The organism is Microcoleus sp. Pol11C2 (assembly GCF_036701505.1).
GTDB lineage: Bacteria > Cyanobacteriota > Cyanobacteriia > Cyanobacteriales > Microcoleaceae > Microcoleus.
Genome location: NZ_JAUBQX010000001.1, coordinates 124,276 through 137,032 on the forward strand (window position 1 = coordinate 124,276; position 12,757 = coordinate 137,032).

13 protein-coding genes are annotated in these 12,757 nt (G+C 47.2%); 3 read left to right on the top strand and 10 right to left on the bottom strand.

Annotated features, from left to right (window positions below; genetic code table 11):
• Nucleotides 1-31: 31 nt before the first annotated feature.
• A complete protein-coding gene (locus QUA42_RS00545) occupies nucleotides 32-325 on the bottom strand; it encodes a hypothetical protein (RefSeq protein WP_333134164.1) in 294 nt (97 codons plus the stop codon).
• 354 nt (nucleotides 326-679) lie between these two features.
• On the bottom strand, nucleotides 680-850 hold the full coding sequence (locus tag QUA42_RS00550) for a hypothetical protein (RefSeq protein ID WP_172186391.1): 171 nt from the start codon (nucleotides 848-850) through the stop codon (nucleotides 680-682).
• A gap of 167 nt (nucleotides 851-1,017) precedes the next feature.
• On the opposite strand from QUA42_RS00550, the gene QUA42_RS00555 reads away from it, so the two are divergent.
• The 3 genes from QUA42_RS00555 (at nucleotide 1,018) to speA (ending at nucleotide 5,239) form a co-directional block, all read left to right on the top strand.
• Nucleotides 1,018-1,608 carry a DUF3611 family protein gene (locus tag QUA42_RS00555; protein ID WP_333134166.1) on the top strand — a complete coding sequence of 197 codons (591 nt, stop codon included), beginning with the start codon at nucleotides 1,018-1,020 and terminating at the stop codon, nucleotides 1,606-1,608.
• A 139-nt stretch (nucleotides 1,609-1,747) separates the two neighbouring features.
• Nucleotides 1,748-2,905 (top strand): helix-turn-helix domain-containing protein, encoded by a 1,158-nt coding sequence (locus QUA42_RS00560; protein ID WP_445301271.1) that lies wholly within the window; start codon nucleotides 1,748-1,750, stop codon nucleotides 2,903-2,905.
• 324 nt (nucleotides 2,906-3,229) lie between these two features.
• Nucleotides 3,230-5,239 (top strand): biosynthetic arginine decarboxylase, encoded by a 2,010-nt coding sequence (speA, locus tag QUA42_RS00565; protein ID WP_333134170.1) that lies wholly within the window; start codon nucleotides 3,230-3,232, stop codon nucleotides 5,237-5,239.
• A gap of 122 nt (nucleotides 5,240-5,361) precedes the next feature.
• On the opposite strand, the gene QUA42_RS00570 is transcribed toward speA, so the two are convergent.
• The 8 genes from QUA42_RS00570 to QUA42_RS00605 all read right to left on the bottom strand — a co-directional run bounded on the left by QUA42_RS00570 (nucleotide 5,362) and on the right by QUA42_RS00605 (nucleotide 12,436).
• The gene (locus QUA42_RS00570) at nucleotides 5,362-6,525 is read right to left on the bottom strand and encodes an NDP-sugar synthase (RefSeq protein ID WP_333034939.1); all 1,164 of its coding nucleotides are present in this window, start codon (nucleotides 6,523-6,525) and stop codon (nucleotides 5,362-5,364) included.
• Nucleotides 6,526-6,842: 317 nt separating this feature from the next.
• Nucleotides 6,843-7,658, bottom strand: a complete 816-nt coding sequence (locus tag QUA42_RS00575) for a segregation/condensation protein A (RefSeq protein WP_333134172.1) — start codon at nucleotides 7,656-7,658, stop codon at nucleotides 6,843-6,845.
• A gap of 66 nt (nucleotides 7,659-7,724) precedes the next feature.
• A complete protein-coding gene (locus QUA42_RS00580; RefSeq protein ID WP_333134174.1) occupies nucleotides 7,725-8,114 on the bottom strand; it encodes a lipopolysaccharide assembly protein LapA domain-containing protein in 390 nt (129 codons plus the stop codon).
• 201 nt (nucleotides 8,115-8,315) lie between these two features.
• Nucleotides 8,316-9,140: a DUF3153 domain-containing protein gene (locus tag QUA42_RS00585; protein ID WP_333134176.1), complete on the bottom strand. Its 825-nt coding sequence runs from the start codon at nucleotides 9,138-9,140 to the stop codon at nucleotides 8,316-8,318.
• Nucleotides 9,141-9,382: 242 nt separating this feature from the next.
• Entirely contained in the window at nucleotides 9,383-10,687 is a 1,305-nt protein-coding gene (locus QUA42_RS00590) for a TldD/PmbA family protein (RefSeq protein WP_333134178.1), read from the bottom strand.
• 71 nt (nucleotides 10,688-10,758) lie between these two features.
• Nucleotides 10,759-11,304 carry a hypothetical protein gene (locus tag QUA42_RS00595; RefSeq protein ID WP_333134179.1) on the bottom strand — a complete coding sequence of 182 codons (546 nt, stop codon included), beginning with the start codon at nucleotides 11,302-11,304 and terminating at the stop codon, nucleotides 10,759-10,761.
• Between the two features lie 203 nt (nucleotides 11,305-11,507).
• On the bottom strand, nucleotides 11,508-12,029 hold the full coding sequence (locus QUA42_RS00600; protein ID WP_333134181.1) for a tetratricopeptide repeat protein: 522 nt from the start codon (nucleotides 12,027-12,029) through the stop codon (nucleotides 11,508-11,510).
• A 47-nt stretch (nucleotides 12,030-12,076) separates the two neighbouring features.
• Entirely contained in the window at nucleotides 12,077-12,436 is a 360-nt protein-coding gene (locus QUA42_RS00605) for a single-stranded DNA-binding protein (protein ID WP_190663675.1), read from the bottom strand.
• Between the last annotated feature and the right edge of the window lie 321 nt (nucleotides 12,437-12,757).

A 12,757-nucleotide genomic window follows, 5' to 3' on the forward strand; every position in this document is an offset into this window, starting at 1 on the left:
CACATCGCCCAGTCACCATTGCCCGGTAATCTTAATAAGGAGGATTTTTTTTAGATACGTTAAGCACAGGCAACTGAGGTCTAGAAGACTGAGGAGGAAGATAGTATTCGGGAGCAGGTGCGGTTTGTTCGGCTGCAGAGCGGTAAAATTGCCACCAGCGGAGAGCCATCGCCACCCCAGCGGTGCCCAGCCCAAAAGCCAATAAAGAGCCACTCGCACCCATGCTGCCGATGGCTGCATCGACAACCCCCACTGTCACAACAAAGCTGGTAATTGGTTCTCTACGGTAAGCTGACCTCAAAAGTCGCGTCCACGAAGCATTCATTTGGTTTTACTCTGTTCTATATTTATTTACAATCTCTAAAACTTAGAGTTGGCGGAACGATCGGGATTTCTAGCTCAAAGACTAGCTTCACCTCAATTAATCTTCTCGCCTGTGGGGAATTGTACGGGAGCGAGGCAAAATTGCCAAGCTTGTCAAATCAAAATTCCACCCCATATACACCTCCAAAAGCCAGCTATTGCATTCGGGAACAGATCTCTCTCGACAGAGAAGTCGCTGGGCTTGTTTCTAATTAATATTTTAATCAATTCCCGAATTTGTCGCGGTCAGCAGAAGTCACACCCGCTGCCGTTCGAGTCAAGACAAAGTGTAACGCTGACCGCGCCATTGCTAAAATTAGTTGAGACCTAACCAGGACAGCAAGCCCTGGCCTGTGACATACTCGATAATTAAAGTTAGAGAAAAACCGATCATCGCGGCTCGACCGTTAAGGCGTTCCGCGTAGCTGTTGAAGCCAAACTTTGGCTGTTCCAGTTTGGGAGTGACGGTGGGTTGTAGTTGTGTCATTGCTGTGGGTACCTGGCGATCGACGCTATTCAAATGTGAAATCCAATGTTAGTTACAAATCTTAAACATTGCTACTTCTATTATAAAGAGGGTTAACCGCCGTCAACCGTCCCCGAAGAGAAAAAACTGCTGCCAACTAATGCCAATTAATTATACCCGCTCAAAATATGACTAATCAGTTAGATAACGATAAGCTTCCTGTCGCCGTACAGCGAGTTGCCTTTGCGCTTCGTACAACAGGCTGGGTTTGCTTCTGGGTACAGGTAGTGCTAGGGGTGGTAGCGGCGATCATTTTGCTCTTTGCCATCCCCTTCGCCATCCCCCGCACTACCGCCGCTGCGGGTTCAACCAGTGCCGGCACCGGCGGCGGCGTATTTTTTGCCATTTGCGGGCTGGCCGTACTCGCTTACAGCGTATATCGCTCTTTCCGCTTCACCCGCTTGTCGAGACAACTGCGATCGCCCGCTAACGCTGTCCGCCCCAAAAAAGCAGACACCATCAAAGAAGTGCGGCTGGCACTTTGGAGCAACTTATCGGGAATGGTGCTGACGCTGATCGGCGCCGAAGCCATCAGCGGCACGCTTTTAGCCAAATCTCTAGCTCAGCCGCAAGCCTTGTTCGGTGCCGCAGTTGATTTGGGCAGATTTATTCAGCCGCTAGATATATTTGTGGTACTCGCCAATACTCACGCCACTGTTGCCCATTTTGTCGGGATTTTCGGGGCTCTTTTTTTGCTCGATCGCATCCACAAGCAATAGAAAATTGGTAAGTGGGAATTGCGCCTCTCCCACTCTCCCACACTCTCACTCTCTCACTCTCCCACTCTCCCCCAACCGACATCCGGAATCACTGCCAACCTGTCGAAGAACGTACTCAGATACCTTCTACTAAGACAACATGAATATCATGGCACTGAAACCCGAGGCTTATTTTGGGGTGACAGATCACCCAACTATTGAAATTTCTCAAGAAAGTTTTCGTTCTGTCCTAGGTCAAATAGAAACTGAACTCCTCTGTAGCGACACCTATAGCCACGCTCTAGCTAGCCTGCAAACAATGTTGGGCGAAGCAGCCTCCGCTGCCGAAATTTTAATTAGAGCAGTTAGCAGAGAAGCCGTCAAGCTCGCATTCGATCGATTTCCCAAACAAAACAAAATTGAACCGCAAGTACCCCAAGAGAGTTTTACTGCTCTAAGTCCCGCCCTTGAGACGGTGACAGAAATTCAAGAATTGGAGCCACCAGTAGCTGCTCCTGTCTTCTATTGGCGCAGCGCTAGTGTGGAAGCGCCCCCCCAAACCGAGTCCGACACTGAAAATTCCGATCAAGACACTGACACTTCTGAAGACAGCAAACAAGCGCCCCAAGACGAAATTAAAGTCGAGTCGGCTCCACCTGCAACTGTCACCGTCCCCGGAAAATCCTTCCCAGGGTTCGGTTTTCCCAAAAAGCCGAAAAAACTCACCAAGGAAGAAGAAGCAGCTTTAGCCGTTCAACAGCGAGAAGAGTGCCTGCGGGAGTTGGGTAGAGAATTGCGTAAGGGACGGCAAATTCGGTCTCTATCCCTCCAACAACTCCACAGTCAAACTCTCGTGCCGCTGCACCACATCGAATCGATCGAAAATGGGGAAATCGACAAACTGCCCCAAGATATTTACGTTAGAGGTTTTATCCGCAGACTCGGCGACGCCTTGGGACTAGACGGCAGCGCTATGGCGAATGCTTTGCCCAAACCCGCTCCGACTCCAATTCCCAGTATGTATGTGTCTGTTTCCGATTCCGACTCAGGTGAAGGCTTTCAAATGCGTCCGGTGCATTTGTACATCGGCTACACCGCTTTGATGGCTGGGGCTGTAGGGGGCTTGGGTTGGCTGTCGCAGCAACCCGTGGTGCCAGGAGCACAGGCAGTACCTCCAACGCAGGTGACACCGCCAGCCTCAGTTGCACCGGCTCAGAAGACCCCAGAAAAAGCACCTCAACCGGGCTTGAAGAAGTCTAATAACGGGGGATTGATTATGGGGGCTGACATGGCGCCGCCGGAGGTGATTTTTGGTTAGTGTGTGTCGGGCGATCAATCGTCCGACAACTCTCTTGGCGCAGGTGAACTCGGAAACCGGGTTTCCGAGTTCACCTCCATACGGATATTTGTTTGAAGAAAGGAGTCCTGGAGAGCAATTACGGTTGAGATTTTAGTTAAATCCCCCACATTCATCCATCTGTAGAGTCAATTCTAAAATCTAAAATCTAAAATCTAAAATCTAAAATCTAAAATCTAAAATCGCCAGCCCGTGTACCCAAAGTGATTTTTCAACTGCATCAGGAAACCCGATATGTGCGATAAACTATCTATTTGACCACTCCTAAAAGAGGTTTCCGATAAGATGAGTTCCCCAGCCACCGCTGCTTTCTCCGATCTCGATCCGCTATCGACTCACTCGCCAACAGCCACGAATTTGGCGACACCAGACAGTGCCTTGGTAACGGCAGCTCAACTGCCACAAGCATCTTGGACAATAGAAGATAGTGAGAAACTCTACCGAATTCAAGGTTGGGGCGAACCGTATTTTTCGATCAATGCAGCCGGTCACGTTACAGTCTCTCCCAAGGGCGATCGCGGCGGTTCCCTGGACTTATGCGAACTGGTAGAATCCCTGAAACAGCGAAATTTGGCTTTGCCGCTGCTGATTCGTTTTTCTGATATTTTGGAAGACCGGATCGAGCGCTTAAATTCGTGTTTTGCCAGAGCGATAGCTCGGTACAATTACAAAAATGTTTATCGCGGTGTCTTTCCAGTAAAATGCAACCAGCACCGACAATTAATTGAAGATTTGGTGCGTTTCGGTCAACCGCATCACTTCGGGCTCGAAGCCGGCTCTAAACCGGAATTAATGATAGCTTTGGCGACCTTAAAAAACCCAAGCGCTTTATTAATTTGTAACGGTTACAAAGACCGCGAATACATCGAAACTGCTATTTTGGCGCAGCGGCTAGGGCAAACGTCCGTAATTGTGCTGGAGCAAATAGAGGAAGTAGAACTCGCAATCGCCGCGAGCAAAGCATTAGGAATTAAACCGATTTTGGGAGTGCGAGCAAAACTCACTACCAAAGGGGTTGGCCGCTGGGGAGGTTCCACGGGCGATCGGGCAAAATTTGGCTTAACAATTCCAGAAATTATGCGTGCAGTCGGCGAACTAGAAAAAGCTGGAATGCTCGATTGTTTGCAGTTACTGCACTTCCACATCGGCTCTCAAATTTCCTCAATTAGTGTCATCAAAGACGCCATTCGAGAAGCCAGCCACATTTATGTAGAATTAGCTAAGTTGGGAGCTAATATGAACTACTTGGACGTAGGCGGTGGACTCGGCGTTGACTACGACGGGTCTAAAACAAACTTCCACGCTTCCAAAAACTACAATATGCAAAACTACGCTAACGACGTAGTAGCGGGAGTGAAAGATGCCTGCGACGAGCGCAAAATCCCGGTTCCAATTATCATTAGCGAAAGCGGGCGGGCGATCGCTTCTCACCAATCAGTGTTAGTTTTTGACGTACTCGGTACTAGCGATGTCCCCAGAGAAGTACCAGAACCAGTAGACGAAAACGCGCACCAAATTCCGCGCAATCTCTACGAAATTTACCAATCTATCAGTCCCGAAAATTACCAAGAAGTTTATCACGATGCCATCCAATTCAAGGAAGAAGCAGTCAGTTTATTTAACTTAGGCTATTTAGGAATTGCGGAACGGGCGAAAACCGAACAGTTGTACTGGGCCTGCTGCGATAAAATACAGGCGCTGGCACGGCAAAAACAATATGTATCGGAGGATTTGGAAGACTTAGAAAAGGTGATGGCGTCCATTTATTACATCAACTTATCTGTTTTCCAGTCAGTACCGGACAGTTGGGCAATTAACCAATTGTTCCCAATTATGCCGATTAACCGACTCGACGAAGAACCAACTCAACGCGGTATTTTAGCCGATATTACCTGCGACAGCGACGGCAAAATCGACCAATTTATCGATTTGCGAGATGTGAAGTCTGTTTTGGAACTGCATACTCTCAAACCTGGAGAACCTTACTATTTGGCGCTATTTTTGGGAGGTGCTTATCAAGAAATTATGGGCAACCTTCACAACTTATTCGGCGATGCTAATGCAGTTCATATTCAGCTAACACCTTCTGGCTATCATATCGAACACGTTGTGAAAGGAGACACTATGAAAGAAGTCCTTAGCTACGTACAGTACGATTCAGAAAATTTGGTTGAAAGCATCCGCCGTCAGACAGAAGCAGCTTTGCAGCAAAATAAAATTACTCTTTCCGAAGCCCAACTTTTGCTGCAAAATTACGAGCGGAGTCTCAGCCAATATACTTATCTTCAGTCTTAAAATGTAGGGTGCAACTTAAGCACATTACCATAATTGAAAGCTGAGATCATAAACGTAAAAGTAGGGTGCGCCTAGCGCACCTTACCTTGAGCAATTAGCAATTGCCACTGAGCAATTAACAATTATGCACCATGACCGAGAATTTCAGATATCGCCCGCCGCTCTTCTCCGTGCTGAGTCGGTAAAACTTGGCGAGCGTCAGTAATCAGCCAATCGAGAGCAGCCGCTTGCAAATCGATCGCAGCCCCGGTTTTATCAACGCAGTAGCGCCCAAACACCAGTTTGTCAACCAACCGCACCTCCGGGCCCAAACGAGAATACTCAAAAATCACGCTGTTTTCCACAGTAGCGCCACTGCAAAGCCAACAATTTGGGCCAATCATTGTCGGGCCGACAATTTTTGCTCCATCCTCAATGATCGTCATCCCCCCAATATAAACAGGCCCAGTAATATCAACCTTATCCCAGTTGACAGCTACATTCAAACCAGCGTAAATGCCGGGGCGCACTTCAATTCCCGGAATCGAAACATTTTTAACTTGTCCGAGGAGTACGCTCTGAATTGCCCGCCAATAGTCAGGAACTTTGCCGATATCCACCCACTCAAAGTCCATGCTAATCCCGTAAAAAGGCGCGCCTATTTTTACAAGGTGGGGAAATAATTGCGAACCGATGTCGTACTCTGTATCAGAGGGAATATAATTGAATATTTCTGGTTCAAAAATGTAAATGCCAGTGTTGATATCGGTACTCAGAGCTTCCTCTACAGAAGGTTTTTCTTGGAAATCTTTAATTTTGCCAGACTCGTCTGTTACCACCACTCCATAACTAGGAACTTCCTCGCGGGGAACCGATTTCATAACAATAGTAGCGATCGCCCCTTTTTCCCGGTGCCACTTCACAGCAGCAGTCAAGTCCAAGTCAATCAAAGCGTCGCCGCACAGCACCACAAAAGTATCGTCAAAAAACGGCGAGAAGTCCTGAATTCGTTTCATGCCACCAGCCGAACCGACAGCCTCTCCAATCATTTCTCCGTCCTCAATTCGCCCTTCAAAAGAATAGGCAATTTGTACCCCAAACTTTTGACCGTCGCGGAAGTAGTTTTCAATCACGTCTGCCAGGTGGGAAACATTGACCATAATCTGGTCAAATCCATGCTGGCGGAGCAATTCAACCAAAAACTCCATCACTGGCTTTTGCAGGATGGGAATCATCGGTTTGGGTATTGTCTGAGTAATAGGACGGACGCGAGTGCCTTTACCGGCCGCCAGAATCATCGCTTTCATTCTTAACTTCCTCAACCCTCTGTTAACTGATATCAACTGAACAATTAGATGCTAGCGGTTGCGATCGTCGAATCGATCGAGCACAGCAAAATCCTGACCTCTTTATAGGCGACATCGTACCAGGCTATCAATCATTTATTCCGAATTTACCTGGATTTAAGAAACCAGGTATCGGGAACCAGCAATAACTTCACGCTCCCGCTCTCCGCATCCCAGACTCAGCAACAGAATGCCATAGAGCGAGATTCTGCCTAGAATCTTAACCGACGCAGTGGCATAGTTATTAGTTTCCCCCGAGAACCTAATACCGTGCAAGCTCAAAGCGCGCGGATTTTCAGGTCTTGGTAAAACTCCTCTTGAAGCAACTCTACTTTAGACTGAGCCGATAGGAGCAACAACGCCCAAAAAATACCCACGCGGTCATGATTTGGCAAGTGAACTTCCGCAGTCGATACCGGGAGTTCTGGGTTGACAGGAGAGTGCAAATCGTTATGGTGCCAGAGCTCTAGCAATGTGTCCAAGTCCAGCCAACCCTCGTCAATTTCCGGGCCCCGCTGAGCCAAAAACCGTTCGAGTTCACTAGCAGTTTCTACGAGATTTTCTTGGTGAGCTAGCTCAAAGATAGCTTGGGCCGCTTGCGATCGCATTTTTGAGGTAGGGCGGCGCCGGGGGGTAACAGTCTGCTCCATTGCTGCTTTCATTAGCTGCAACTGCTCAATCAGTTCTGGGAGAGTCACCGGGCGTTTTTGCGGTAGTTGAGCTACACCGCGACGGCGCAATTGCCGCTCTAAATGCTGCGGCAAGTGTCGCCCGGCTGAGTGCTCTGCGTCTTCTAGTGCCGGCTCGTCGGCCGAGTCTGGATTCGCGGGGGGTTCGGAGAGGACGATACTTTCTGCTTTGAGCAAAACCAGCATTGAAGCGTACAAAAACGCTTGGCCGGAGTGGGACAAATCGGAGAAATCCTTACTCTGATCTGCATCGGAGGCGTTCGTAAGCTTGCTCAGACATCGATCGAACACTTCAACTACCTTAACGTCCCAAGGATCAATTTCTCCCCGTTCCGCTAGGTCAATTAAAATTGCGATACCCTCGGAAATCGTTTCTAAGCCATCTTGGTCTCGGGAAACGGCCATTCGATTTTATATTTTAGATTTTAGATTTTAGATTTTCCCTCTGAGAAAACGAGAGAGCATATCAAGTTAATTGGCGGTCATTTCAGCAGTTGTGCCCTCAATGGCTGCTATTTCTAAACTTATCGGTTCTGCACTTTCTAACAAAGGTTGTTTGCCTTCTACTTCGGCTTTATAGCGTTCAAGATTTTGTTCTAATTCCTGAATCCGCTGCTCTTTTTCGCGAACTTGGCGAATCTCTTGGCGCAACGCGAGGGTTCGCTGCATTCTCGACCACAGACTGAACAGCCACGCTAGTGTGGCCCCTAATCCGGTCGCTACAATTAGTTCTACGCACAGCGGAGCTTTAACTTGGACGCCTTGGATAACTTGAATCGCGACTGGCTGTGTATTTTCGATGCTGAATAATACTAGAGCCAAGCAGATCAGAAAGATGAAGAAGAAATTTAGCGATCGCATTTTCTCTGTTCCTAATTCTCAATTCAGGTTAAGCAAATTATTTACCATTTGTCAACTGTTTTTTTGACAGATGTTATCATTTTTTTGGATAATATTAAATCCGGTCAATTAACCATAATATCCGGGGAGGGGCGGGTTTATTGGAGTTCTGAGAGTTGAGTGAAAATATTGGTTAACCCGCCCCTCTAGGGCATATCCTTTTTAGGTTTGACCGATGTTTTGGGGTTTCTTGCCGATTCCCAGTGCTGGCAATATTTTATATTTCAAAGCAACGCCTGCAGCCACAAATAAGGCAATAATCAGCGCCCCAATTCCTACGGGACTGGGAATCCAGAATATCGCCTCCAAATAGTTAACTTCTCCGGGTTTGAGCTTCCAAACTAACTGTTTTCCTTGCTGATAGGTTTCGGGAACCAGCGCACCGGCGACCGTTTCAATACTTTCGGCGCCCCAAGGCGTGTTCAAGCTAAAGTCTAGCTCCAAAAGTCCCCCCGGACTTAGCAGCAGACTGCCGTTAGAAGAAAGCAGAGAAAGAGAGCGCAAATCCAATTCCAAACTCAACCGATTTCGCAGCACCAATAACAAATTATTCTGCTTGACACTAAGGTGAGATTCAAACTTCGGCAAATCTGTTTCTAGTGGACTTGCTGCCCGATATTTTGTCGTTGGTGCGATCGGATTGTAAAATTGGTTGAACTTGTCTTGCAACTCTGCTCCATTATTAAAAGGAATCCTCACTAGAACTTCTGTGGGGGAAAGCTGTTTAGTTTTTCCGTCGAGCAACCTCACCCGGCGTTCTACGCTTTTCAACCATTCTGCAACAGTTTCGCCGCTGAAGCTCGTCAACCTTTCCCCCAGTTTAATGTGCTGCACGATTTCGCCGCGAGTTTGACTCTCAAAGTTGACCCCGACATCGTACTGAACGCATCCCGTCACTAGAGTTAAAAGGCAAAAAACCAAAGGTAAAAGAAAGAAAAAGTGCTTTTTCTTCTCCCGAGTTCCATCCTTGACATTTTGCTCTTTCATTGTACCTTTTTCCCTGTTTTTCCCTATTTGCATGAATTAGCAAAGCGTTGAATTTCCGGCACTGTTTCTGTGTTTTTATTTCCACGTCTGGACTTGCCAACCGCGTACCACAAACCCGGTTTATGGGCTACCGAAGGGCAATTACACAGATGCTTTGTGGCAGAAACCGGGTCTTTTTGAGGTGAGTGCTAAGATTTTTCTAGCAACAGTATCAGCGTCACGTATAATTAACCGCACTGAACTTATTGCCTCGAAGCTACACCCAACTCGTGAAACAGCATACTCGGCAAATAGGCTGCACCGCCTACCCATTCGGCTTCGCTGCTCAAATCTGCCAAGTTTTTAAAGGCTTCAAAAATGCTGCCTGCCACCATTGTATTCTTGACGCGGCCGACAATTTTGCCTTTTTCTACTTTATAGCCTAAGTCCAAATTGACAGAAAATTCGCCAGCTAACTGATTGGACTGACCGGCACCTAAAACCTGCTCTACTATTAGACCTTCGTCCATGCTAGCAATCAAGTCTTGAGTGGCGGTATTTCCTGGGGAAATGCAAAAGTTAGTCAAATCAGGGCCTGGGCGAGACAATCCGCCACGAAAACCGTTGCCGGTTGAGTGTACACCGGCGCGAGCGGCCCACCTGCGATCCCAATAAAATCCGGTGACAGTACCTTTGTCTATCAAGACTTTGCGGGTGGTGGGTGTACCTTCGTCGTCAAAGGGACAAGCAGAAGGGCCTAAGGTGGGGTCTTCAAAAAAGGTAAAGCGTTCGTCAAATAAGGTTTCGCCGATTTGGTCGGCTAGGGGAGAGGCTTTTTGAACTACTGCTTGACCTGAAAGGATGGTATCAAAGAGGCTACCAAGGGTGCTAGCAGCGCCTCTGGGGGTAAATAATACTGGGTAGGAACCGCTGGTGATGGTGGCTGAATGTTCGGCGAGGCGGTATTTTTCGAGGAGTGATTCGAGGATGCTGTTGGTGTCGAGGGGACGATCGCGCGCAACGTCGTAACTGTATGCTTGCATAAAGTCTTCTCCCTTGACCAAATTTCCAGCGATCGTCCCGCTGACTATTTGGCTGCTTCTTTCGGCATACAGGTCTTGCGTCGTGGCAATTTTCACGCGGCCGCTGCGGACGTGAAAGCCGACATCTACCATAATATCGGGATTGTAGGCGTGAACTTGCTCGATCAGGTTTTTGCCGTTTTCGACTAATTCTTGAGTTGTGGGCGGAGTATAGGTGGTTTCCGGGCTTTTTAGGTGGAAGTTGGAGGCGAGTTCAAATTCTGCGGGGTCGCCGATTTCGGCTGTTTGAATCGCTGCATCTACTAAATCGTCTATCCGCGTTAAATCTGTGGAACTAGCAAAACCGATTTTGCCTTGGTATATCAGCCGGAGTGCTACGCCTTGCAGTGCTTTGGTTTGGAGGGATTTGAGGCGATTGTTTTCAAATTCGATGGGCGTGTCTTGACTCGACAGGTAGTAGACTTCAGCCGCATCGGCGCGCTGAGAGGCCAATTTCAAAATCTGGTCTACGGTTGAATCGCTCACAATAATAGCCTTTCTGGTTGGGTCTTTTTTTTATTTTAGCAATTATCGCTATTCAACTTCTGACTGCTGCCTCATGCTCGATAATTAATCCGGGTATCCGTGTCAAAATCAGTGTCGTTCCCTACTTGTTCCTTCTCCTCTAATTGTAATTCACACTGTTTAAAAACATAGTTAACGGCTGCAAACAGTCGCTCTAAGTCCTGAATTGTATAGAAAAATTTATTTTCAGTAAACATTTCTAATTTCAGCTTGTCAAACTGCCACATTGCGCCATTAGAAACAATACCAAAGATAGTTTGTTCGGGTTCATTGTTAAGTCCCTGCACGGCGATCATTTCTGCCAAACACTGCCCCCATCCTTCATCAAATGCGCTCTCTTTCTTGGCTTCAACTAATATGAAATAGGGCTTGTCAAAAACTACTGTGCCGAGGGGGGAGCGCTTCGCCAATATATAATCAGGAATTCCTGACAGATTGTCATTATAGACTAAGGTTTGGTGACTCCAGAGGAGAAATTTACTGCGATAATTTTTCCAAACTTCTTTTAATACAGGATAAATGATATTTTCACAAATGGCGATTTCCGAGTTGTCAAATACTCCCTCATAGAAAATCAATTCTCATTCATTGCGAAAAACGTCGCTGACTGCAAATTCTGTTTCGACAATGAAATTATCCCGTACGCAATTAATTTGGAATTCTTTCGCGACCGCGCTGATGCTTTTGTAATTGCTAAAAGGCATTGCTTAACTTCTTTCAGTAGGGGTAAGGTGGGCGGAGGCGCACCCTATAGATAGAGTTTGTGCGAATGAAAAAATGATTAATAACTAATAAATAAGCCGCCTAAAATTAGCCCGATCGCAATTAACGCCACCCAGATAAACCTATTATCTTTCGTATTAACCTGACTCAAATCTACAGGCTCTGATACGACTGGCTTGGGTTTAGCGTACTTGATATCAGCGTTTGGATTAGCTTGAAAACTGATTGATTGATTTTCATCTAAAGCTGCCAAATCTGGAATTTTCACCATCCATTCAGGAGGGATAGTGAGTTTGGGAGCTTCGAGAATGAACAGCAAGCGCTTTGCTTGCTGGCGGGTTTCTTGGCGGGGATGGCGGGTGAGCGCACGGCAAAGCTCGATCGCCCTTTCTGTATTGCCCGAGGCTTCGTAGGCTGTCACTAGCCACATCTGCACCTCACCGCCCAACCGGGAATTTCGATCGACTAAACCGGTAGCTGTTTCTAAACTCTGCACAGCTTGAGCATACCGGCCACTCTCAAAAGCTACTTGCCCAGCTTGGTACTCAGTTTGAACAATTTCTAACTTTTCTGAAGTCACAAGCACCCACCCAATTCACAAATATTACTTCCCCAATTCCCCAAACGCTAGAATTCGCTGTTGTGTTGCGACATACCCGACTCGTTGTCGCGTTTGGAACCCAGCAAGTCTAAATGGTCTACCTTAATTACCGGCTTCGAGCGATTTGAACCCGTATTGCGGTCTTGCCAGCGATCGAACTTCAAAGAGCCTGTTACGCCAATTAGAGAGCCTTTGCGAACGTAGTCAGCAGCAATCTGCGCTGTTTTGCCCCAGATTTCCAGATTGAACCAGTCTGGTTGATCGCTGTTCTTGGTTCTGCGATTCACTGCCAGCGTCAAACTACACTTAACTGTACCGGACTCAAAATACTTAACGTCCGGGTCGCCGCCGACGCGGCCTACTAAAGTCACAACATTAAGACTCATAAACTTTTTTGGGAATGTGGTCGATCGGTGATGTAGTTAAACAGTCCACACGCGCATTAGCCTCCAAACTGAACTTGGAACAACGCTTGTGAGGCTTCATCCTGATTGTACACCCAGTTAGCAGAACATATAGATAGTGGATGATTGGCAAGTCTGCGCTCAACCTGAGCTCGACAATGTACATTTCTGACTAGACTCAGGATGAAAAACGTAATAGAATCCACCTCGGTTACACTTTTGTAACAACATTATTGCACACAATAGTATTTTAGTTTTTGGGGGGGGGTACGAATCAGTGGGTCTTCTCAATCGATTTTCGTT